Source organism: Pseudoxanthomonas suwonensis (genome assembly GCF_000972865.1).
In the GTDB taxonomy this organism is placed as follows: domain Bacteria; phylum Pseudomonadota; class Gammaproteobacteria; order Xanthomonadales; family Xanthomonadaceae; genus Pseudoxanthomonas; species Pseudoxanthomonas suwonensis_B.
The window spans coordinates 2,756,483-2,779,674 of record NZ_CP011144.1; the positions used below are offsets into that span (position 1 = coordinate 2,756,483).

Here is a 23,192-nt window from a genome sequence, read left to right on the forward strand (position 1 = left end):
GGCCTGCCAGCACCGCAGTACGGCAACGCCGTTTGCCGCACCGCCGCATGCCGTCGCCGGAGGCGATTTCCGCGCATCTCACACGGCCTTCACAATCGCCGAATCTCAAAATTTGAGACTAAACAGCGACTTGTGGAAAACCCTTGAACTTGTCTCTGAACATTGCTGCAAGCCATTGACGCAACAGGCGATTTTTTCCTTCGAATCCTGTTGACAACCCTGTTGGTGACTCCTAAGGTGGACATTCGTGGGGGAACCGGGATTTCTGTGGTTTTCCGTGTTTGAATGACATCCCAGCCGGGGTCGGGTAGCAGCGAACGTGTTCCAGGGCGAGACCGCCATCACAGTGGACGACAAGGGACGCGTGGCCATTCCGACGGCCTACCGCGACCTGGTCGCGCGCGAGTGCGGCAACCGCCTGGTGATCGCCTACAACCCGTTCGAGGCCGGCTCGCTGTACCTGTACCCGTTCAAGGAGTGGGAGCGGGTGCGCGACCAGGTCAACGCGCTGCCCAAGACCCGCGCCGCCCACCGCAGCCTGCAGCTGAAGCTGGTCGGCGCGGCGGTGCCGGTGGAGCTGGATGGCAACGGCCGCATCGGCATCCCGGCCAGCCACCGCAGCGCGGTGGGCATCGAGCGCAAGGCCGTGCTGCTGGGCATGGGCGAAAAGTTCGAGTTGTGGAGCGAGCAGGCGCATCACGCGCAGATCCAGCGGACGTTGTCCGACGAGGATCTGAGCGAGCACATGCTCGACCTGAAGTTGTGATGGCGGGGGACCGGATGCGCCCCACCGCGCAGCCCGGCCACCCCGCGGACCCGTCGGCGCCGGCGGCGCACCTGCCGGTGCTGTACGCGCAGGTCATGGACGGGCTGCGTGTGGTCGAGGACGGACGCTACCTGGACGGCACCTTCGGGCGCGGCGGGCATGCGCGCGGAGTGCTGGAAAAACTCGGCCCGGGAGGCCGGCTGCTGCTGATGGACAAGGACCCGGAAGCGATCGCGGAAGCCGAACGGAGTTTCGGCGGCGATGCGCGCGTGTCGATCCGTCGCGACAGCTTCGCCTCGCTCGGCGACTGGGAACAGGCCCGCGGCCTCGACGGGATCCTGTTCGACCTGGGCGTGTCCTCGCCGCAGCTGGACGTGGCCGCGCGCGGCTTCTCGTTCGGCAAGGACGGCCCGCTGGACATGCGCATGGATCCGGAGTCCGGCGAGAGCGCGGCGCAGTGGCTGGCGCGCGCCGATGATGCGGAGATCGCCGACGTGCTCTGGCGCTATGGCGAGGAACGGCAGAGCCGGCGCATCGCCCGAGCGATCGTCGCCCGCCGCGCGCAGCAGCCGCTGGCCCGCACCGCCGAACTGGCCGACCTGATCGGCTCGGTCGTCCCGCGCGGCAAGGACAAGAGCCATCCGGCCACGCGCAGCTTCCAGGCCATCCGCATCCACATCAACCGCGAGCTGGCCGACCTGGAGGCCGGGCTCGATGCGGCCCTGGCCGCGCTCAAGCCCGGCGGGCGGCTGGCGGTGATCAGCTTCCACTCGCTGGAAGACCGCATGGTCAAGCAGTTCATCGCCCGCCACGCCAAGGCGCCGCCGGCCAACCGCCGGCTGCCGCAGGCGCAGGCGTTCGTGCCGGTGCTGGCCGACGTGGGCGGCGGCGCGATCCGCGCCGAAGCGGACGAGCTGGCCGCCAACCCGCGCGCGCGCAGCGCGGTGCTGAGGGTGGCCGAGAAGCTGGACGCTGACGGGAGGCTCGCCGCATGAGCCGCTTCCTGCTCGCCGTACTGCTGCTGGCCAACGTCGGCACCGCCATCGCCGTGGTCTACGAGCGCTACCGCCATCGCCAGCTGTTCGTCGAGCTGACCCGCCTGGAGCGCGAGCGCGACGAGCTCAACATCGAGTTCGGCCGCCTGCAGCTGGAGCAGGCCACCTGGGCGCAGGCCAACCGCATCGACCAGGTCGCGCGCCAGCGCCTGGGGATGAAGTTCCCCGAGGCCGAGGACATCGTGGTGGTGCGGCCATGACCGGCCCGGCGCGCCCCAACCGCAACCGCAGCGCGTTCAACCTGCGCGGCCGCATGCTGCTGGTCGGCGTGGCCCTGGGCCTGTGCTCGGTGGCGCTGGTCGGGCGCGCGGCCTACGTGCAGCTGGTCAACGCCGACTTCTACCAGCGCCAGGGCGAGGCGCGGTTCGTGCGCGAGATCCCGATCCCGACCTCGCGCGGCATGATCACCGACCGCAACGGCGAGCCGGTGGCGGTGTCCACCCCGGTGGAATCGGTGTGGGGCAACCCGCAGGAACTGCTGCGCCATCCCGACCGCCTGCCGGAACTGGCGCGCGCGCTGGGCGTGCCGCTGGACCAGCTGACCACGCGCCTGTCGCAGCGCGCCGACAAGGAGTTCGTCTACCTCAAGCGCCGGATCAACCCCGACCAGGCCAAGGCGATCCTCGCCCACAACGTGCCGGGCGTGTTCTCGCAGCGCGAGTTCCGCCGCTTCTACCCGCAGGGCGAGGCGATGGCACACGTGCTGGGCTTCACCAACATCGACGACCGCGGCCAGGAGGGCCTGGAGCTGGCGTTCGACGAGTGGCTGCGCGGCAAGCCCGGCAGCAAGCGGGTGATCCGCGACCGCCACGGCCGCATCGTCGAGAACATCGACCTGGTCCGCGCCGCCGAGCCGGGCAAGGACCTGACCCTGAGCATCGACCGCCGGATCCAGTTCCTGGCCTACCGCGAACTGCGCAACGCGCTGACCGCGCACAAGGCCAGCAGCGGTTCGGTGGTGGTGCTGGACGTGGCCACCGGCGAAGTGCTGGCCATGGTCAACCTGCCCAGCTACAACCCCAACGCGGTCACCGGCACGGCCCAGGACACCCAGCGCAACCGCGCGGTGACCGACCTAGTCGAGCCGGGCTCGACGATGAAGCCGATCACCGTGGCCGCCGCGCTCAACGCCGGCAAGATCACCGCGGCCACGCGCTTCGACACCAATCCCGGCACCATGGCGCTGGGCCGCTATACGATCCGCGACCACCACAACTACGGCGTGCTGGACGTCACCGGCATCGTCACCAAGAGCTCGAACCTGGGCGCGGTGAAGCTGGCCGAGCCGCTGCCGAACCAGTACTTCTACGACTTCATCCGTGGCTTCGGCTACGGCAGCGCGCCGCAGAGCGGCTTCCCCGGCGAGGCCGCCGGCGTGCTGATGCCGCCGGCGCGCTGGAACGGCCTGACCAAGTCGACCATGGCCTACGGCTATGGCCTGTCGGCCACGCCGCTGCAGATCGCGCAGGCCTACGCGGCGCTGGGCAACCACGGCCGGGTCATCGCCCCGACCTTCGTCAAGGGCCAGATCAACGAACCGCGCCAGGCGGTGGCCCCGGAGATCGCCGACCAGGTGCTGGCGATGATGCAGACCGTGACCGAACCCGGCGGCACCGCGAAACAGGCCGCGATCCTCGGCTACCACGTGGCCGGCAAGACCGGCACCGCGCGCCAGGCGTCGGGCGGCGGCTACGCGCGCCGCTACACCACCACCTTCGCCGGGCTGGTGCCGTCGACCCATCCGCGTTTCGCCACCGTGGTGGTGATCAACGACCCGCAGGCCGGCTCCTACTTCGCCGGCCTGGTGTCGGCGCCGGTGTTCCGTAGCGTGATGGAGGACGCGCTGCGGCTGATGGACGTGCCGCCGGATGACATCGAGACCTGGCTGGCGGCGCAGGCCAGGGGCGAGGCCCGGCGCCAGGCGGCGCTGCCGAAGTTGCCGGTCGCGCTCGACGAGACCTACGACGACCTGACCATCCCGCCGGCCATGGCCGAGGGCGGAGGCGACCGATGACGGGCCGCACGATGCCGCTCTCGCGCCTGCTCCCCGACGTCGCGCTACCGCGCGACATCGACGTTTCCGGGCTGGTGATGGACAGCCGCGAACTCCAGCGCGGCGACGCCTTCGTCGCCATCGCCGGCTTCGGCACCCACGGCCTGGCCTTCGCCCGCCAGGCCGAAGCGGCCGGCGCCTCGGCGATCCTGTTCGAACCGCCGGCGCCGGACGAGTACCCCGCGCCGGACGGCGCCATCGCCGTGCCCGGCCTGCGCTCGCGGCTGGGCGCGATGGGCGACCTGTTCCACCGCCACCCGTCGCACGCGATGACGATGGTCGGGGTCACCGGCACCAACGGCAAGACCTCCACCGTGCAGCTGCTGGCCCAGGCCTGGCACCTGCAGGGCCTGCGCAGCGGCAGCGTCGGCACGCTCGGCGCCGGCGCCTACGGCCAGGTCCAGCCGACCGGCTTCACCACGCCGCTGGTGCTGCGCATGCATGCACTGCTGGGCGAGCTGCGCGACGACGGCGTGCAGGCGGTGGCGATGGAGGTGAGTTCGCACGCGCTGGACCAGGGCCGCGTCGACGGCGTGCACTACGACGTGGCCGTGTTCACCAACCTCACCCGCGACCACCTCGACTACCACGGCGACATGGCTAGCTACGGCGCGGCCAAAGCGCGCCTGTTCGGCCGCGCCGGGCTGAAGGCGGCGGTGCTCAACCTGGACGACGCCTTTGGCCGCACGCTGAGCCACAGCCTGCCCGGGGACGTGCGCGCGTTCGGGGTCAGCTCGCGCGGCCAGGCCGACGCGGCGCTGCGCGCCGAGTCGCTGCAGTTCGACAACCGCGGGCTGGCGTTCGACCTGGTCGCGGGAGACGCCGCCTATCCGGTGCGCTCGCCGCTGCTGGGCCGCTTCAACGTCGACAACCTGATGGCGGTGGCAGGCGTGCTGTACGCCCTGGGCGAGGCGCCCTCGGCGATCGCCGCGATCCTGTCGCGGCTGCAGCCGGTGGCCGGGCGCATGAACCGGCTCGGCGGCGACGGCGCGCAGCCGCTGGTGGTGGTCGACTACGCGCATACCCCCGACGCCCTGGCCCAGGCCCTGACCAGCCTGCGCGCGCACGCGGCGGCCAGGCTGGTCTGCGTGTTCGGCTGCGGCGGCGAGCGCGACCGCGGCAAGCGCCCGCAGATGGCGCAGATCGCCGAGGCCGAGGCCGACCTGGTGATCGTCACCGACGACAACCCGCGCGGCGAGGACGGCGACGCCATCGTCGCCGACATCGTCGCCGGCTTCGCCGCGCCGCAGGCGATCACCGTCGAGCGCGACCGCGCCGCGGCCATCGCCCGCGCCATCGGCCAGGCCGGCGCGGACGACATCGTGCTGGTCGCCGGCAAGGGCCACGAGCCCTACCAGGAGGTGGCCGGCGTGCGCCACCCGTTCGACGACACCGAGGTCGCGCGTCGCGCACTGGAGGCCCGCGGCACGCCGTGCACGGATGCACAAGTGGTGCGGCCGCAGGATGCGGAGGAGCAACCATGAACCGGCTTCCGCTGTCGCTGATCGCGCACTGGGCCGGCGGCGAACTGCACGGCGACGACACCGTGATCGAGGCGGTGAGCCACGACACCCGCCAGCTCGGCCCGGGCAGCCTGTACGTGGCCCTGCGCGGCGAGCGCTACGACGGCCACGACTTCGCCACCGACGCGGCCATGCGCGGTGCGGCCGCGCTGCTGGTCGAGCACCTGCTGGACGTGGCCCTGCCGCAGGTCGTGGTCGAGGATGGCGAGCGTGCGCTGGCGCGGATCGCGTCCGGCATCCAGCGCGACCGCCGGGCGAAGGTGGTGGCGATCACCGGCAGCAACGGCAAGACCAGCGTGAAGACGCTGGCGCTGGCGATCCTGCAGCGCGCCGGCCAGGCCTACGCCAACCCGGGCAACCGCAACAACGAGATCGGCCTGCCGCTGGCGGTGATCGACGCGCCCGAAGATGCCGACTTCGCCATCTACGAGATGGGCGCCGGCAAGCCCGGCGACATCGCCTACCTGACCGCGATCGCGGTGCCGGACGTGGCCCTGGTCAACAACATCGCCGCCGCGCACCTGGAGCGCATGGGCAGCCTGCTGGGCGTGGCCCAGACCAAGGGCGCTATCTACGCTGCGCTGGGCGACGGCGGGGTGGCGGTGGTCAACGCCGATGACGCCTTCGGCACCTGGTTCGAGCAGCAGGTGATCCGCGCCGCCGACAGTGGCCGGCGCGTGCTGCGCTTCGGCCTGGAGGCCAGCGCCGAGGTCACCGCGCGCGACATCCGTGCCGGCGGCGAGGGCAGCCGCTTCGTGCTGGTCACTCCTGCCGGCGAGGCCGAGGTGTCGCTGCCGCTGCCGGGCCTGCACAACGTGCGCAACGCGCTGGCCGCCGCCGCGATCGCACTGGCCTGCGAGGTGCCGCTGGCGGACATCGCCGCTGGCCTGGCCGAGGCGCGGCCGGTGCCGGGGCGGCAGGTGGCGCATGCGCTGCCGAGCGGCGCGCTTCTCATCGACGACAGCTACAACGCCAATCCCGGTTCGCTGGCCGTGGCGATCGACGCGCTGGCCGCCTCCGGCGACGAGGCCTGGCTGGTGCTGGGCGACATGCGCGAGCTGGGCCCGGAGGCCGAGACGCTGCACGCCGACGCCGGCGTGCGGGCGCGCGAGGCGCGCATCGCCCGCCTGTATGCGCTGGGCCCGCTCAGTGCCGCGGCCGCGCGCACCTTCGGCGACGGCGGCCGCCACTTCGACAGCCACGAAGCGCTGGCCACCGCGCTGCGCGCCGACCTGCGCGCGCGTGCGCCGGTGTCGGTGGCCGGGACGGCGGGGCACGCACTGCGGGTGCTGGTGAAAGGATCGCGCGGCAGCGCGATGGACCGGATCGTGACCGCGCTGCTGGCGCAGGGGGATGCCACCGATGTTGCTTGAACTGGCGCGCTGGCTGCAGGGGCTGGAGAACTTCTTCGGCCTGTTCGGCTACCTGACCTTCCGCGGCATCCTCGCCGCGCTGACGGCGCTGTTCCTGTCGCTGTGGTGGGGCCCGGCGGTGATCCGCCGCCTCGGCCAGCTCAAGGGCGGCCAGCCGATCCGCAAGGACGGCCCGCAGTCGCACTTCTCCAAGGCCGGCACCCCGACCATGGGCGGGGCGTTGATCCTGATCACGGTGCTGGCCTCGGTGCTGCTGTGGGGCGACCTGCGTAACAAGTACGTGTGGACGGTGCTGCTGGTGATGGTGGCGTTCGGCGCGATCGGCTGGTACGACGACTGGATCAAGATCGTCAAGCGCGACCCCAACGGCCTGAAGTCGCGCTGGAAGTACCTGCTGCAGTCGATCTTCGGCCTGGCCGCCGGCCTGTACCTGTACCTGTACGCCGACGTGCCGGCGGCCACGACTTTCTACGTGCCGTTCTTCAAGTCGGTCGCCCTGCCGCTGGCCGGGATCGGTTTCGTGGCCATCGCCTACTTCTGGATCGTCGGCTTCTCCAACGCGGTCAACCTGACCGACGGCCTGGACGGCCTGGCGATCATGCCGACCGTGCTGGTGGCCTGCGCGCTGGGCGTGTTCGCCTACGCCTCGGGCAACGCGGTGTTCTCCAACTACCTGCAGATCCCGCCGGTGCCCGGCGCCGGCGAGCTGATCATCATCTGCGCGGCGATCGCCGGCGCCGGCCTGGGCTTCCTGTGGTTCAACACCTACCCGGCGATGGTGTTCATGGGCGACATCGGCGCGCTGGCGCTGGGCGCGGTGCTGGGCACGATCGCGGTGATCGTGCGCCAGGAACTGGTGCTGGTGGTCATGGGCGGCATCTTCGTGATCGAGACCCTGTCGGTGATGATCCAGGTAGCCTCGTTCAAGCTCACCGGCAAGCGCGTGTTCCGGATGGCGCCGATCCACCACCACTTCGAGCTGAAGGGCTGGCCGGAGCCGCGGGTGATCGTCCGCTTCTGGATCATCTCGGTGATCCTGGTGCTGGTCGGCCTGGCCACGTTGAAGGTGCGCTGATGAACGACCTCTCGCGCCAGGCGACCCGGCTGGAGGCCATCGGCGGCCGCTACGACCCGTGGCTGACCGGCGCCGCGCTGGCGCTGGCCTGCCTGGGCGTGGTCATGGTCGGCTCGGCCTCGGTGGCGATCGGCGAGAACCTGGGCGTGGGCCCGTTCCACTACCTGGTGCGGCACGTGCTGTTCCTCGGCGTGGGCATCGTCCTGGCCGTGGTGGTGATGCGCACCGAGCTCAAGACGGTGGAGAAGTACAACCAGCTGCTGCTGCTGGGCTGCTTCGTCCTGCTGCTGCTGCCGTGGCTGCCGGGCCTGGGCGTGAGCGTCAATGGCGCACGCCGCTGGATCAACCTGGGCCTGTCGCGCTTCCAGGTGGTGGAGGCGGTGAAGGTGATCTACATCGTGTGGCTGGCCAGCTACCTGGTCCGCTTCCGCGACGACGTCACCGCCACCTGGGTGGCGATGCTCAAGCCGCTGGGCGTGGCGGTGCTGCTGGTGGGCATGCTGCTGGCGCAGCCCGACTTCGGCTCGGCCACGCTGCTGCTGGCGATCACCGCCGGCATGCTGGTGCTGGGCGGGGTCAACCTGCCGCGGATGTCGCTGCCGATCGTGGTCGGCCTGCCGGCGCTGGCGGCGCTGGCGATCTTCGAGCCGTACCGGATGCGCCGCATCACCTCGTTCCTGGACCCGTGGGCCGACCAGCTCGGCTCCGGCTACCAGCTCAGCAACGCGCTGATGGCGGTCGGCCGCGGCGAATGGTTCGGGGTGGGCCTGGGCGCGTCGGTGCAGAAGCTCAACTACCTGCCCGAGGCGCACACCGACTTCATCTTCTCGGTGATCGCCGAAGAGCTGGGTTTCGTCGGCGTATGCATGGTGATCGGCCTGTACGCGCTCCTGGTCGGCCGCGCGCTGTACCTGGGCCTGAAGTGCGTGGAGATGCGCCGCCACTTCCCCGGCTACATCGCCTTCGGCGTGGCGCTGTGGATCGGCATGCAGAGCTTCGTCTCGATCGGCGTGAACCTGGGCATGCTGCCGACCAAGGGCCTGACCCTGCCGCTGGTGTCCTCCGGCGGTTCCAGCGTGATGATGACCTGCGTGGCGATCGGCCTGCTGCTGCGCGTGTCCTACGAGCTGGAGCGCGCCGAGCGCCAGCGCGCGGTTCGCCAGGAAGCGGCACCGGCAGCCGCGCCGGCCGCCGATGCCGGGGCCACCAGCGCACCGCCGGCGCGCAACGCGCCGCGTCCGGCCAAGGCGCCCGTGAGTGCCCAGGCAAGCGCTCCGGCGGGCAATCCGGTGAGCGCGGCCGCGAACGTGCATGGCGCAGCGATCGGCCTGCGCGGCCGCGGCACCTCGCGGATCGAGCCCACGTTCGGAGGTTTCGCATGAATGCGTCCACGCATTCACGCGAAACCGACCGGCCGGTGATGGTGATGGCCGGCGGCACGGGCGGCCACATCTTCCCGGCGCTGGCGGTGGCGCAGGTATTGCGCGGCCGCGGCGTGCCGGTGGTGTGGCTGGGTGCGGCCGGGGCGATGGAAACGCGGCTGGTGCCGCAGCACGGCATCGAGATTGACACCCTGCCGGTGGCCGGGGTGCGCGGCAAGGGCAAGCTGACCCTGCTGGGCGCGCCGTTCAAGCTGCTCAAGGCGGTCAACGCCGCGCGCGCGGTGCTGCGCCGGCGGCGGCCGCGCGCGGTGGTCGGCTTCGGCGGCTTCGCCTCCGGTCCCGGTGGCCTGGCCGCGTGGCTGTCCGGCCTGCCGCTGCTGGTGCACGAGCAGAACCGCGAGCCCGGCATGACCAACCGGGTGCTGGCGAAGATCGCGCGGCGCACGCTCAGCGGATTCCCGGGCAGCTTCGCCCGCGAGGAAGTGGCCGGCAATCCGGTGCGCGAGGCGATCGCCGCGCTGCCGCCGCCGGAGCAGCGCCTGGCCGGCCGCGAAGGGCCGCTGCGCCTGCTGGTGCTGGGCGGCAGCCAGGGCGCGCGCGTGCTCAACGATGCGCTGCCCGTGGCGCTGGCCGCGCTCGGCTCAGTGGCGGTCGAGGTGCTCCACCAGTGCGGCGAGAAGCTGCGCGCCGAGGCCGAGCGCGCCTACGCCGAAGCCGGCGTGCCGGCGCGGGTGGAGGCTTTCATCGACGACATGGCCGCCGCCTACGCCTGGGCGGACCTGGTGGTATGCCGCGCCGGCGCCTCGACCCTGGCCGAACTGTGCGCGGCCGGCGTCGGCAGCGTGCTGGTGCCGTTCGCCGCCGCGGTCGACGACCACCAGACCCGCAACGCCGACTACCTGGTCGAGCACGGCGCGGCCGTGCTGCTCAAGCAGGACCCGCAGCTGGCCGCGCGCCTGCAGCCGCTGCTGCTCGCGCTGGCCGCCGACCCGGCGCGCCGGCTGGCGATGGCCCGCGCCGCGCGCGCGCTGGCCCGGCCCGACGCGGCCGAGCGCATCGCCGCGATCGTCCTCGAAGAATCCATTCAATCTCCTGGAGTTTCCGCATGATCCGCCGCCTGCACGACACCGACGACCTGGTACGCGCCTTCCCCCGCGTGCACTTCGTCGGCATTGGCGGCACCGGCATGAGCGGCATCGCCGAGGTGATGCTCACCCTCGGCTATGAAGTGTCCGGCTCGGATACCGCCGACAATGCTGCCACCCGCCGCCTGGCGCGGCTGGGCGCGCGCATCGTCCGCGGCCACTCGGCGGCCAACGTGCTCGGCACCGACTGCGTGGTGGTGTCCAGCGCGATCCGCGAGGACAACCCCGAGCTGATGGAGGCGCGCAGCCAGCGCATCCCGATCGTGCCGCGCGCGGCGATGCTGGCCGAGCTGATGCGCTTCCGCCGCGGGATAGCGGTGGCCGGCACCCACGGCAAGACCACCACCACCAGCCTGGCCGCGGCGGTGCTCAGCGAGGGTGGGCTGGATCCGACCTTCGTCATCGGCGGCCAGCTGCTGGCTGCCGGCGCCAACGCCAAGCTCGGCGGCGGCCAGTGGCTGGTGGCCGAGGCCGACGAGAGCGACGGCAGCTTCCTGCGCCTGAGCCCGCTGATCGCGGTCATCACCAATATCGACTCCGACCACCTGGAGAACTACGGCAACGATTTCGCCCGCCTGCAGTCGGCCTTCGCCGAGTTCCTGCAGCGCCTGCCGTTCTACGGCCTGGCGGTGCTGTGCATCGACGACCCGGAAGTCGCCGCGCTGGCCGCGCACACCCCGCGCCACGTGATGACCTACGGCACCGCCGAGAACGCCGACGTGCGCGCCGACGACGTCGTCCAGGACGGCCCGCGCATGCGCTTCACCCTGCGCCTGCCCGAGGGCGCGACCGTGCCGGTGACCCTGGCCCTGCCGGGCCGGCACAACGTGCTCAACGCGCTGGCCGCCGCCGCGGTGGCCTGGCAATTGGGCGTATCGCCGCAGAACATCGCCGCGGCGCTGGAGAAGTTCGCCGGCATCGGCCGCCGCTTCAACGACCTGGGCGAGGTCGCCACCGCCGCCGGCGCGAAGGTGCGGGTGGTCGACGACTACGGCCACCACCCGAAGGAACTGGCGGCAGTGTTCGCCGCCGCGCGCGGCGGCTGGCCCGACCGGCGCCTGGTGGTGGCGTTCCAGCCGCACCGCTACAGCCGCACCCGCGACCAGTTCGACGCCTTCGCCGCGGTGCTGTCGGAGGCCGACGCGCTGGTGCTCAGCGAGGTCTACCCGGCCGGCGAGGCGCCAATCCCCGGTGCCGACGCGCGCGCGCTGGCCCGCGCGATCCGCGCCCGCGGCCGCAGCGAGCCGGTGGTGGTGGGACAGGTCGCCGACCTGGTCCACGTGCTGCCCGACGTGCTGCACGACGGCGACCTGCTGCTGATGATGGGCGCCGGCGACATCGGCTACGTCGCCCACCAGATCGCCACCGACGGTTTCGCCAGCGGGGCGCAGGCATGAGCCTGGCCGCGCTGCCGCCGCCGCGCTTCACCGACCCGACCGTGTTCGGCCGGGTCGCGGTGCTGCTCGGCGGCACCAGTTCCGAGCGCGAGGTCTCGCTGGACTCGGGCCGCAACGTGCTCGAGGCGCTGCGCGCGCATGGCGTGGACGCGCATCCGGTCGACGGGATCCCGGCGCTGGCCGCCGCGCTGCTCGAGAACAAGTACGACCGCGTGTTCAACATCCTCCACGGCCAGCGCGGCGGCGGCGAGGACGGCGTGGTCCAGGGCCTGATGGAGGCGCTGGGCGTGCCGTACACCGGTTCGGGCGTGCTCGGCTCGGCGCTGGCGATGGACAAGATCCGGACCAAGCAGGTGTGGCTGTCGCTGAGCCTGCCGACGCCGCGCTACGCGCGCCTGGAGCGCGGCGCGGACGCGGCGGCGCTGCGCGCGGCCGCGCGCGGCCTGGGCCTGCCGGTGATCGTCAAGCCGGCCTCGGAAGGTTCCAGCGTCGGCGTATCGCGGGTGCTGGCCGAGGCCGACCTCGAAGGCGCGGTGGAACTGGCCGCGCGCTATCCCGGCGAACTGCTGATGGAGCAGATGGTGGTCGGCGACGAACTGACCGTCGGCATCCTCGGCGACGTGGCGCTGCCGTCGATCCGGATCGTGCCCAAGGGCGAGTGGTACGACTACGACGCCAAGTACATCGCCGAGGACACCCAGTACCTGTGCCCCGGCATGGAGGGCGAGGACGAAGCCCGGCTCGGCGAGCTGGCGCTGGCCGCGTTCCGCGCCGCCGGCTGCAGCGGCTGGGGCCGGGTGGACGTGATGCGCTCGCGCGTCACCGGCGCGCCCTACCTGCTCGAGGTGAACACCGCGCCGGGCATGACCAGCCACTCGCTGGTGCCCAAGGCCGCCGCCCAGCTCGGCATCGGGTTCGAAGAACTGTGCTGGCGGATCCTGGAAGGCACGGTCGGCGAACACTCCCTGCCGCAGGACGATGACGGAGGTGCCGCCGCGTGAACGCACTGCTGCGCATCCTGGCCTGGCTGCTCGCGGTGGCGCTGGTCGCGCTGCCGGTGGTGGCCGTGCTCAACGGCTGGGTCGGCGCCGAGCGCTGGCCGCTGTCGCGCCTGCGCGCGACCGGCGAGTTCGAGCGGGTCCAGGCCGAGCAGCTGCGCGCGGCGGTGGCGCCATATGCTGCGCGCGGGTTCTTCGCGGTCGACCTGGACGCGGCGCAGCAGGCGGTGGAAGGGCTGCCCTGGGTCGAGCACGCGCGGGTGCGCAAGCAATGGCCCGACGTGCTGGAGATCCACGTGGTCGAGCACCGGCCGTTCGCGTTCTGGGGCCAGGACCGGCTGCTGTCCGAGCGCGGCCAGCTGTTCCCGCTGCCGAAGGACCTGGCCGACGAGCGGCTGCCGCGGCTGGACGGCCCCGAGGCGCGCACCGCCGAGGTGGTCGGCCTGTACAACGAGGCGCGCGCGATGTTCGCGCCGCTGGGCTACGGCGTGGCGCAGTTGGGCATGGACGCGCGCGGCAGCTGGTCGATGACCCTGGACAACGGCCTGGAGGTGGTGGTCGGCCGCGACGACGCGCGCGCACGCATGCAGCGCTTCGCCCGCGTGCTGCCGCAGCTGCTGGTCCGCCAGGCGCGCCCGATCGCGCGCGCCGACCTGCGCTACACCAACGGATTCACCCTGGCCTGGGGCACGCCCGAGGCCAAGGCCGCCACTTCTTCCCCCCCACCGCAGGCGCCGGCCGGCGCCGCGCGGACGCAACCCCAGCAGGCGAGCAGTACATGAACCGCAAAGGCGACAAGTCCCTCATCGTCGGACTCGACATCGGCACCTCCAAGGTGGTGGCGCTGGTCGGCGAGTATTCGCCGGGCAACCCGATCGAGGTGATCGGCATCGGCTCGCACGAGTCGCGCGGGCTCAAGCGCGGCGTGGTGGTGGACATCGAGTCGACCGTGCAGTCGATCCAGCGCGCGGTCGAGGAGGCCGAGCTGATGGCCGGCTGCGAGATCCGCTCGGTCTACGCCTCGATCTCCGGCAACCACGTGCAGTGCAAGAACTCGCCGGGCATCGTCCCGATCCGCGACGGCGAGGTGACCTGGGCCGACCTGGACCGGGTGCTGGACGCGGCCAAGGCAGTGGCGATCCCCGCCGACCAGCGCATCCTGCACGCGATCCCGCGCGAGTACGTGCTCGACGATTCGCAGGAAGGCATCCGCAACCCGGTCGGCATGACCGGCGTGCGCCTGGAGGTGCACGCGCACCTGGTCACCTGCGCGCAGTCGGCGGCGCAGAACATCACCAAGTGCGTGCAGCGCTGCGGCCTGCAGGTCGACGACCTGATCCTGTCCTCGCTGGCCTCCTCGGTGGCGGTGCTGACCGCCGACGAGCGCGAACTGGGCGTGGTCCTGGTCGACATGGGTGCCGGCACCACCGACATCGCGGTGTTCATCCAGGGCGCGATCTGCCACACCGCCTCGCTGCCGATCGCCGGCGACCACGTCACCAACGACATCGCGCACATGCTGCGCACGCCCACGCCCGAGGCCGAGCAGATCAAGGTCCGCTACGCCTGCGCGCTGGCGCAGCTGGCCACCGCCGAGGAAAGCATCCAGGTGCCCAGCGTCGGCGACCGGCCGCCGCGGCGGATGCCGCGCGCCTCGCTGGCGCAGGCGGTGCAGGGCCGCTACGAGGAGATCTTCGAGATGGTCCAGGCCGAACTGCGCCGTTCCGGCTTCGAGGAGCTGGTGCGCGCGGGCATGGTCCTGACCGGCGGCGCCTCGAAGATGGAAGGGGTGATCGAACTGGCCGAGGAAATGCTGCAGATGCCGGTGCGCATCGGCATCCCGCAGCACGTCAGCGGCCTGGGCGAAGTGGTCGGCAACCCGGTCCATGCCAGCGGCGTGGGCCTGCTGCTGATGGGCAGCCAGATCGAGCACCCGCGCCGGCCGTCGCTGCCCAGCGGCCGCGCCGGGAATTTCTTCAAGAAGCTGCGCAACTGGTACCGCGGCGAGTTCTGACGATGCACCCCGCGGCGCATGCAACGCCGCGGCTTTGTTCGATCTACCCCGCGGCACATGGAACGCCGCGGCTGTTGTAGGAGCGGGCATGACCGCGACAGGCGAAAGGGAAGGCGCAACCGATTGCGGCAAACAGGCAACACCCGAGGAACGAAAGGCGACAACGCAGTACCCGACAAACGCCGGAGCACAGAAAGCCGGCACTTATAAACGAGGACAACGGACATGGCACATTTCGAACTGATCGAGAAGATGGCTCCGAACGCGGTGATCAAGGTCATCGGCGTGGGCGGCGGCGGCGGTAATGCCGTGGCGCACATGGTCAACAGCAGCGTCGACGGCGTGGAATTCATCACCGCCAACACCGATTCGCAGGCGATCAAGAACTGCGGCGCCAAGCTGCAGCTGCAGCTCGGCGGCAACGTCACCAAGGGCCTGGGCGCCGGCGCCAACCCGGAGGTCGGCCGCCAGGCCGCGCTGGAGGACCGCGAGCAGATCATCGCCGCGCTGGACGGCGCCGACATGGTGTTCATCACCGCCGGCATGGGCGGCGGCACCGGCACCGGCGCGGCGCCGGTGGTGGCGCAGCTGGCCAAGGAGATGGGCGTGCTGACCGTGGCCGTGGTCACCAAGCCGTTCCCGTTCGAAGGCCGCCGGCGCATGCAGGTCGCGCTGAAGGGCATCGAGGAACTGTCGGCGCATTGCGACTCGCTGATCACCATCCCCAACGAGAAGCTGATCACCGTGCTCGGCCGCAACGCGACCATGGTGCAGGCGTTCCGCGCCGCCAACGACGTGCTGCAGGGTGCGGTGCAGGGCATCGCCGACCTGATCGTGCGCCCCGGCCTGATCAACGTCGACTTCGCCGACGTGCGTACGGTGATGAGCGAGATGGGCCTGGCGATGATGGGCACCGGCACCGCGCGCGGCGACGACCGCGCCCAGGCCGCGGCCGAGGCGGCGATCCAGAACCCGCTGCTGGACGACGTCAACCTCAACGGCGCCAACGGCATCCTGGTCAACATCACCGCCGGCCCGGACTTCACCATGGCCGAGTTCGACGAGATCGGCCGCACCGTCGAGGGCTTCGCCTCGGAGGACGCGACCGTGGTGGTCGGCACCGTGCTCGATCCGGACATGCAGGACGAGGTGCGGGTGACCGTGGTGGCCACCGGCCTGAACCGCGCCGTGGCGCGGCAGCCGGTGCGCGACCGCGAGTTCGGCGGCAATCGCGCCGAGTTCACCGCGCGCGAGCCGATGCGCGCGCCGGTGCGCCTGGTCCGCGACGCCACCACCGGCCTGCCGATCGACGACGGCTTCGCCGCCGACCCGGTCGCCGCGGCCACCGGCGGCCTCGGCCTGCGCCGCGGCGGCACCACCGGCGCGACGGCTCCGGCCGTGCCCTCGGCACCGGCCGCCGCCGACCTGCCCAGCGACTACCTGGACATCCCGGCGTTCCTGCGCCGCCAGGCGGACTGAGCCACGCCGGCCGGCCCCAGGGCCGGCCGCCGCGGCCAGCGATGGAAGTGGAAATACCGCCGCGGGTGCGCCATCGCCCGCGACGGAGGCAACACCCCGGGAGCGCGCCCGCCAGGCGCGCTGCAGCCCCGGTGTCCGTGGTCCCTTGCTGCCGGGCCGAACAGGCCCGGCAGGTTTTCCTTCCCGCCGCCGCTTTCTGTAGGAGCCCACTTCAGTGGGCGACACGGGCGTCGGAACCATGAGGACGTCGCCTGTGCCGGCGGCGTCGGGTCGCCGGCTAAACCCGGCTCCTACACCAGCCACGGCTCGGCGCTCTCCTGTAGGAGCTGACTTCAGTCGGCGACACGGGAGTCGGGATCACGAGGGCGTCACCTGTGCCGAGGTTGTCGGGTCGCCGGCTGAACCCGGCTCCTACAACCGTCGCGCGTCGCGGGCCCTTGGCAACCGGCCCCACCCGCGGGAAAGTGCCGCACCGACCGGCCGGAAACCGCCCGGCAGTCCGTTAAGATTCAGCTAAACGCGTGATATTCTCAGCGCCTTCACGCGACATCCTCACGGAAGTCCTCGTCGCATCGGTGACCCCATGACCCGGCAGCGCACCCTCAAGAACACGATCCGCGCCACCGGCGTGGGCCTGCACAGCGGCAACAAGGTCTACATGACCCTGCGCCCGGCGCCGGCCGACCACGGCATCGTGTTCCGCCGCACCGACCTGGAGCCGGTGGTGGAAGTGCCCGCGTCCGCCGGCCTGGTCACCGAGACCACCCTGTGCACCGGCCTGACCTGCGGCGAGGCCAAGATCCAGACCGTCGAGCACCTGATGTCGGCCGCCGCCGGCCTGGGCGTCGACAACATGATCGTCGAGCTGTCCTCGGCCGAGCTGCCGATCATGGACGGCTCTTCCGGTCCGTTCGTGTTCCTGCTGCAGTCGGCCGGCATCGCCGAGCAGGACGCGCCCAAGCGCTTCATCCGCATCCTGCGCGAGGTCGAGGTGCGCGACGGCGACAAGGTCGCCCGCTTCACTCCGTACGATGGCTACCGGCTGGACTTCACCATCCAGTTCGACCACCCGATGATCCCGGCCAAGCAGTCGCAGCACCGGCTGGAGTTCTCCACCGCGTCGTACATCCAGGAAATCTCCCGCGCCCGCACCTTCGGCTTCATGCGCGACCTGGAATACATGCGCGAGCTCAACCTGGGCCTGGGCGGCTCGATGGACAACGCCATCGTGCTCGACGAGTTCCGCGTGCTCAACGAGGACGGCCTGCGCTACGCCGACGAGTTCGTGCGCCACAAGATCCTCGACGCGATCGGCGACCTGTACCTGGTCGGCGGCCCGATCCTGGGCGCCTACGAGGGCTACAAGTCCGGCCATGCGCTCAACAACAAGCTCGCCCGCGCCCTGCTGGCCGATGCCGGCGCCTGGGAAAAGGTCAGCTTCGAGGAAGTCGGCGCTCCCGCGCCCTTGGCCTACGGCACGCCCGCGCTGGCCTGATCGGGCGGCTTTTGTCGGGCCAGGTCTGGGCCGGCTGAGCCGGTCATCCAAGCAAAGTCACTGGGTTCCCGCCTTCGCGGGAATGACGGGTGGTGGGGCCGTGGGCTCTACCCGCACTCCGTCATTCCCGCGAAGGCGGGAACCCCGTGACTTCTTGCTTTTCGCTTCCCACCCGTCTCCAAACCTGAACAGGCTATTCAGTCTGGTCCCTGACTCATGCCTTCAGGGACTTTCACGAACCGTGAACCTCATCAGCGATCCGTTGCCTTCGTAACGACTTTTTAACCAATCGCTAACGACGTGAGAGGGATGTGACGATAGGATGCCCCGCAGGTTGGCCGGTGGCAGCGAAACTCTACGTTGCAGGACCGGTTCCAGACCCCGGGGCAGGAGCCCCGGAATCCGGGGAGTCCGACGGATCGGATTCCCGCAGGGATGCCAATGCGTCGCTCACGGCTTGCCGGGCGGTCGCTGAAACCAGGGGGACCGTGGCACTGGCCGGTACCGGCGGTTGAAACGGGACGGTAGTCGTTTTGACGATGACTGCAGTGGGGTTCAGCCCGACGGAGCGGGCCGCATCGAGGAGTTCGGCTTCTGCCAGGCGCAGCCGCGCCCGCCAGACCGGCGAATCGGTCACAAAAACGAGCTGTCCGCCGGAAACGTTGGCCAACCTGCAATGGGGTGCCAGCCCCGGCGGCAGCAGGGGACGCAACTGCTGGTCCAGCGCATCGAGCCAGAGGGCTCGGCGCAAGGTGGTGCCAGTTTCATCCGCCATCGCGGCTTCGGCTGCGGGACGTGGGACGGCCGCCTTGCGGGCGTTGGGCTTCATATCAGGCATACCCAAAGCATGAGCTATAAATTCATCGTAAGAAACCCGCGTGACAGCCGCGCAGACGGATGGGCCGGCCGCCTCCACGGGCTGGCCTCGCAGCGTCCCGGGCTGGCACTGGCGGCGGTGCTTGCCACCGGTGTCCTGGTCGGGACCGGCGCTGGCGTCGCGATCGGGATGGCCAACGCGCAGAACACCGAGTCGCGCTTGGCCGAGCAGCAAGAGGAACTGGAGCAGGTCAAGCGCCAGTCCCAGCAGGAAATCAACGCGCTGGCCGCGCGCCTGGGCGAACTGCAGGCCCAGGCCAACCGCCTCAACGCCCTTGGCGAGCGCCTGACCGAAGCCGGCCAGCTTGAGGACGGCGAATTCGACTTCCAGGGCACGCCCGGCCAGGGTGGCGCCGGCGTCGCCCGCGACATGCCGCTGGACGACCTGGTCTCCGGCCTGGACGAGGTCCAGCAGCAGTTCGAACACTCCGGCCGCCAGCTGGGAGTGATGGAGTCGCTGCTGTTCGACCGCCAGCTCGAGAACAACGCACTGCCGGTGCGCTCGCCGGTGCGCCGCAGCTACATCACCTCCAGCTTCGGCAACCGCGCCGATCCGTTCGGCCGCGGCCGCCAGTTCCACAAGGGCATCGACTTCGATGCCAACGTCGGCGACCCGGTCATGTCGGTGGCCGACGGCGTGGTCAGCTTCTCCGGCACCCGCAGCGGCTACGGCCACACCATCGAGGTCGACCACGGCAACGGCTACGTCACCCGCTACGCGCACAACTCGCGCCTGACCGTGAAGGCCGGCGACCTGGTCCGCGCCGGCCAGCAGGTGGCCAAGGCCGGTTCCAGCGGCCGCTCCACCGGCGCCCACGTGCACTTCGAGGTGTGGGAGAACGGCAAGGTGGTCAACCCGCGCAAGTTCCTGACCGACGGTCGCGCGCCGGTGGCCAAGCGCGGCCGCGGCTGAGCCCGCACCGCGTCCGCATATAAGGCCCGTCCCCGCGAGGGGGCGGGCCTTTCGCTTTCTGCTTCCTCCCTTTCGCCGCAGGCGAAGGGGAGGGTCGGGGAGGGGGGCTTTTGGATGTTGATGTACGGGCCGGGTTTGCCCTCGACGCGACGCCATCGGCCCAGGCGACGCCCCCATGATCCCGACGCCCGTGTCGCCGACTGAAGTCAGCTCCTACAGAAGAGCGGCCGCGCGGTGGCTGTTGTAGGAGCCGGGTTCAGCCGGCGACCCGACGCCGTCGGCCCAGGCGACGCCCTCGTGGTTGCGACGCCCGTGTCGCCGACTGAAGTCAGCTCCTACAGAGAGCGGCTGCGCCGTGGCTGTTGCAGGAGCCGGGTTCAGCCGGCGACCCGACGCCGTCGGCCCAGGCGACGCCCCCGTGGTTCCGACGCCCGTGTCGCCGACTGAAGTCAGCTCCTACAGGAGAGCGGCCGCGCCGGCGCTGTTGTAGGAGCCGGGTTCAGCCGGCGACCCGACGCCGTCGGCCCAGGCGACGCCCTCATGGTCCCGACGCCCGTGTCGCCGACTGAAGTCAGCTCCTACAGGAGAGCGGGCCTCCTGCCGGGTGCATGACCGTCGGCACGGTGCCTTGAGATCGTCGCCCGGCGTCCCAAGCTACAATGCCATGTTGCCCCGGGCAGGGCCGATTGCGCGCTGTCCGTATGGTCCGCCCCGCTGGCGGCGGACCCGGGCGTTCATTCCCAACCGGCCCCATCGATGATCAACAAACTGCTTACCCGTGTCTTCGGCAGCCGCAACGAACGGCTCCTGCGCCAGCTGGACCGCATCGTCGCCAAGATCAACGCCCTCGAAGCGGAGATGCAGCAGCTCTCCGACGAGGCCCTGAAAGCCAAGACCCCGGAGTTCCAGCAGCGCATCGCCGGCGGCGAACCGCTCGACAAGATCCTGCCCGAGGCCTTCGCCGTCTGCCGCGAGGCCAGCCACCGCGTGATGGGCATGCGCCACTACGACGTGCAGCTGATCGGCGGCATGGTCCTGCACCTGGGCAAGATCGCCGAGATGCGCACCGGCGAGGGCAAGACCCTGGTCGCCACCCTGCCGGTGTACCTCAACGCCCTGGAAGGCAAGGGCGTGCACGTGATCACCGTGAACGACTACCTGGCCCGCCGCGACGCGGCCTGGATGGGCAAGGTCTACGAGTGGCTGGGCCTGAGCGTGGGCGTGGTCTATCCGGGCATGCCGCATTCGGACAAGAAGGCCGCCTACGCCGCCGACATCACCTACGGCACCAACAACGAATTCGGCTTCGACTACCTGCGCGACAACATGGCGCTGTCGCGCGCCGACCGCTTCCAGCGCGGCCAGCACTACGCCATCGTCGACGAGGTCGACTCGATCCTGATCGACGAGGCGCGTACCCCGCTGATCATCTCCGGCCCGGCCGACGAGTCGCCGGAGCTGTACATCCGCGTCAACCGCATCGTGCCCCAGCTCAAGCGCCAGGAGTCCGAGGAAGGCGATGGCGACTACTGGGTCGACGAGAAGGGCAAGCAGGTGCACCTGTCCGAGTCCGGCATGGAGCACGCCGAGTCGCTGCTGCGCCGCGCCGGCATCCTCGCCGAGGAAGATGCCCTGTACGGCGCCAACAACCTGGCGGTGGTCCACCACCTCAACGCGGCGATGCGCGCGCACGCGCTGTTCCAGCGCGACGTGGACTACATCGTCCGCGACGGCGAGGTGGTGATCGTCGACGAGTTCACCGGCCGCACCCTGGCCGGGCGCCGCTGGTCCGACGGCCTGCACCAGGCGGTGGAGGCCAAGGAAGGCGTGCCGGTCCAGCGCGAGAACCAGACGCTGGCCAGCATCACCTTCCAGAACCTGTTCCGCATGTACAAGAAGCTGGCCGGCATGACCGGTACGGCGGACACCGAGGCCTATGAATTCCAGAGCATCTACGGCCTGGAAGTGGCGGTGATCCCGACCCACAAGCCGGTGCAGCGCAAGGACCACGCCGACCAGGTGTTCCTCACCCGCGAAGGCAAGTTCAAGGCGGTGCTGGCCGACATCGAGGACTGCCACGAGCGCGGCCAGCCGGTGCTGGTGGGTACCACTTCGATCGAGACCTCGGAGATGCTCTCCGAGTACCTGAACAAGGCCGGCGTGGCGCACGAGGTGCTCAACGCCAAGCAGCACGAGCGCGAGGCGCAGATCGTCGCCAACGCCGGCCGCCCCGGCGCGGTGACCATCGCCACCAACATGGCCGGCCGCGGCACCGACATCGTGCTCGGCGGCTCGCTGGAAACCGAACTGCACGAGCTGGGCGAAGAGGCCAGCGCGCTGGACAAGACCAAGGCCAGGCGCGAGTGGCAGAAGCGCCACGACGCGGTCAAGGCCGCCGGCGGCCTGCACATCATCGGCACCGAGCGCCACGAGAGCCGCCGCATCGACAACCAGCTGCGCGGCCGCTCCGGCCGCCAGGGCGACCCGGGCTCGTCCCGGTTCTACCTGTCGCTGGAAGACAACCTGATGCGCATCTTCGCCTCCGACTGGGTGCAGAAGGCGATGCGGATGATGGGCATGAAGGAAGACGACGTCATCGAGGACAAGCTGGTCAGCCGGCAGATCGAGAAGGCGCAGCGCAAGGTCGAGGCGCACAACTTCGACATCCGCAAGAACCTGCTCGACTTCGACGACGTCAACAACGACCAGCGCAAGGTGATCTACGCCCAGCGCGACGAGCTGCTGGACGCCGAGTCGGTCAAGGACAACATCGACGGCATCCGCGGCGACGTGATCGCCGAGCTGGTGGCGCGCCACGTGCCGGCCGAGTCGGTCGACGAGCAGTGGGACCTGCCGGGCCTGGAGGCCGAGCTGGAGGGCGAGCTGGGCCTGCGCCTGGACCTGCAGGGCCTGTCCAGGACCAGCGAGGAACTGGATGCCGAGCGCATCGAGCAGCACGTGCAGGACGCGGTGGCGGCGATGTTCGGGCAGAAGGAGTCCCAGCTGGGTCCGGAGACCGCGCGCGCGCTGGAGAAGCACATCATGCTGACCGTGCTCGACCAGGGCTGGAAGGAGCACCTGGCGCGCATGGACTACCTGCGCCAGGGCATCCACCTGCGCGGCTACGCGCAGAAGCAGCCCAAGCAGGAGTACAAGAAGGAAGCCTTCCAGCTGTTCTCGGAGATGCTGGAGAACGTCAAGCGCCAGGTGGTGACCCTGCTGGCGCGGGTGCGCGTGCGCACCGAAGAGGAGATCGCCGAACTGGAGGCGCAGGAGCGCGCCCAGGCCGAGGCCCGGCTGCGCCAGGCGCAGTTCCAGCACGCCGCCGCCGTCGGCTACGACACCGAGGACGAGGTCGCCGCGATCGAACGCGAGCGCCGCGCCAACGTGATGGGCGCCGCCGCCACCGGCACCGTCGTGCGCGACACCCCCAAGGTCGGCCGCAACGACCCGTGCCCCTGCGGCAGCGGCAAGAAGTACAAGCACTGCCACGGCCAGCTGAGCTGAGCCGCTTGAGCCCCTCTCCCTCCGGGAGCGGGGTTGGGGAGAGGGTCGGAGAAGCGACGCCGCCCCTGGCCGCCGTCGCGTTTCCTTGTCCTCATCCGTCGGGTTGGAGGGCCTTTGGCTCCCAATGTAGGAGCCGGGTTC

At 70.7% G+C, this 23,192-nt stretch carries 18 protein-coding genes; 17 read left to right on the forward strand and 1 reads right to left on the reverse strand.

The window, feature by feature from the left end:
- Window positions 1-319: 319 nt before the first annotated feature.
- The 15 genes from mraZ to lpxC all read left to right on the forward strand — a co-directional run bounded on the left by mraZ (window position 320) and on the right by lpxC (window position 17,755).
- Window positions 320-766: a division/cell wall cluster transcriptional repressor MraZ gene (gene mraZ, locus WQ53_RS11405; RefSeq protein WP_052632492.1), complete on the forward strand. Its 447-nt coding sequence runs from the start codon at window positions 320-322 to the stop codon at window positions 764-766.
- 14 nt (window positions 767-780) lie between these two features.
- Window positions 781-1,761: a 16S rRNA (cytosine(1402)-N(4))-methyltransferase RsmH gene (gene rsmH / locus WQ53_RS11410; protein ID WP_052632494.1), complete on the forward strand. Its 981-nt coding sequence runs from the start codon at window positions 781-783 to the stop codon at window positions 1,759-1,761.
- Complete coding sequence (gene ftsL / locus WQ53_RS11415; RefSeq protein ID WP_052632495.1) at window positions 1,758-2,021, forward strand: cell division protein FtsL; 264 nt, start codon at window positions 1,758-1,760, stop codon at window positions 2,019-2,021. The genes rsmH and ftsL overlap by 4 nt, the downstream gene beginning before the upstream one ends.
- Entirely contained in the window at window positions 2,018-3,835 is a 1,818-nt protein-coding gene (locus WQ53_RS11420; protein WP_052632497.1) for a peptidoglycan D,D-transpeptidase FtsI family protein, read from the forward strand. Before ftsL ends, WQ53_RS11420 begins: the two co-directional genes overlap by 4 nt.
- Window positions 3,832-5,358 (forward strand): UDP-N-acetylmuramoyl-L-alanyl-D-glutamate--2,6-diaminopimelate ligase, encoded by a 1,527-nt coding sequence (locus WQ53_RS11425; RefSeq protein ID WP_052632499.1) that lies wholly within the window; start codon window positions 3,832-3,834, stop codon window positions 5,356-5,358. The genes WQ53_RS11420 and WQ53_RS11425 overlap by 4 nt, the downstream gene beginning before the upstream one ends.
- A complete protein-coding gene (locus WQ53_RS11430; protein ID WP_052632501.1) occupies window positions 5,355-6,770 on the forward strand; it encodes a UDP-N-acetylmuramoyl-tripeptide--D-alanyl-D-alanine ligase in 1,416 nt (471 codons plus the stop codon). The genes WQ53_RS11425 and WQ53_RS11430 overlap by 4 nt, the downstream gene beginning before the upstream one ends.
- The gene (mraY, locus tag WQ53_RS11435; RefSeq protein WP_052632503.1) at window positions 6,760-7,845 is read left to right on the forward strand and encodes a phospho-N-acetylmuramoyl-pentapeptide-transferase; all 1,086 of its coding nucleotides are present in this window, start codon (window positions 6,760-6,762) and stop codon (window positions 7,843-7,845) included. Before WQ53_RS11430 ends, mraY begins: the two co-directional genes overlap by 11 nt.
- Window positions 7,845-9,227, forward strand: a complete 1,383-nt coding sequence (gene ftsW / locus WQ53_RS11440) for a putative lipid II flippase FtsW (RefSeq protein WP_052632504.1) — start codon at window positions 7,845-7,847, stop codon at window positions 9,225-9,227. Before mraY ends, ftsW begins: the two co-directional genes overlap by 1 nt.
- Window positions 9,224-10,336, forward strand: coding sequence for an undecaprenyldiphospho-muramoylpentapeptide beta-N-acetylglucosaminyltransferase (murG, locus tag WQ53_RS11445; protein WP_052632506.1), 1,113 nt, complete (start codon window positions 9,224-9,226; stop codon window positions 10,334-10,336). The genes ftsW and murG overlap by 4 nt, the downstream gene beginning before the upstream one ends.
- A complete protein-coding gene (gene murC, locus WQ53_RS11450; protein WP_052632508.1) occupies window positions 10,333-11,769 on the forward strand; it encodes a UDP-N-acetylmuramate--L-alanine ligase in 1,437 nt (478 codons plus the stop codon). Before murG ends, murC begins: the two co-directional genes overlap by 4 nt.
- Complete coding sequence (locus tag WQ53_RS11455) at window positions 11,766-12,770, forward strand: D-alanine--D-alanine ligase (protein ID WP_052632510.1); 1,005 nt, start codon at window positions 11,766-11,768, stop codon at window positions 12,768-12,770. Before murC ends, WQ53_RS11455 begins: the two co-directional genes overlap by 4 nt.
- A complete protein-coding gene (locus WQ53_RS11460; RefSeq protein WP_052632512.1) occupies window positions 12,767-13,549 on the forward strand; it encodes a cell division protein FtsQ/DivIB in 783 nt (260 codons plus the stop codon). Before WQ53_RS11455 ends, WQ53_RS11460 begins: the two co-directional genes overlap by 4 nt.
- Complete coding sequence (ftsA, locus tag WQ53_RS11465; RefSeq protein WP_052632514.1) at window positions 13,546-14,781, forward strand: cell division protein FtsA; 1,236 nt, start codon at window positions 13,546-13,548, stop codon at window positions 14,779-14,781. Before WQ53_RS11460 ends, ftsA begins: the two co-directional genes overlap by 4 nt.
- A gap of 225 nt (window positions 14,782-15,006) precedes the next feature.
- Window positions 15,007-16,260, forward strand: a complete 1,254-nt coding sequence (gene ftsZ / locus WQ53_RS11470; protein ID WP_052632516.1) for a cell division protein FtsZ — start codon at window positions 15,007-15,009, stop codon at window positions 16,258-16,260.
- 583 nt (window positions 16,261-16,843) lie between these two features.
- Window positions 16,844-17,755: a UDP-3-O-acyl-N-acetylglucosamine deacetylase gene (lpxC, locus tag WQ53_RS11475; protein WP_052632517.1), complete on the forward strand. Its 912-nt coding sequence runs from the start codon at window positions 16,844-16,846 to the stop codon at window positions 17,753-17,755.
- A 355-nt stretch (window positions 17,756-18,110) separates the two neighbouring features.
- Here the strand turns inward: lpxC and WQ53_RS16430 are convergent, their stop codons facing one another.
- Window positions 18,111-18,593 (reverse strand): DUF721 domain-containing protein, encoded by a 483-nt coding sequence (locus tag WQ53_RS16430; RefSeq protein ID WP_082113000.1) that lies wholly within the window; start codon window positions 18,591-18,593, stop codon window positions 18,111-18,113.
- A gap of 9 nt (window positions 18,594-18,602) precedes the next feature.
- Here WQ53_RS16430 and WQ53_RS11480 point away from each other — a divergent pair, with 9 nt between their 5' ends.
- Both WQ53_RS11480 and secA read left to right on the forward strand, forming a co-directional pair.
- Window positions 18,603-19,544 (forward strand): M23 family metallopeptidase, encoded by a 942-nt coding sequence (locus WQ53_RS11480; protein ID WP_052632519.1) that lies wholly within the window; start codon window positions 18,603-18,605, stop codon window positions 19,542-19,544.
- Window positions 19,545-20,300: 756 nt separating this feature from the next.
- Entirely contained in the window at window positions 20,301-23,051 is a 2,751-nt protein-coding gene (gene secA / locus WQ53_RS11485) for a preprotein translocase subunit SecA (protein WP_052632520.1), read from the forward strand.
- Window positions 23,052-23,192 lie beyond the last annotated feature (141 nt).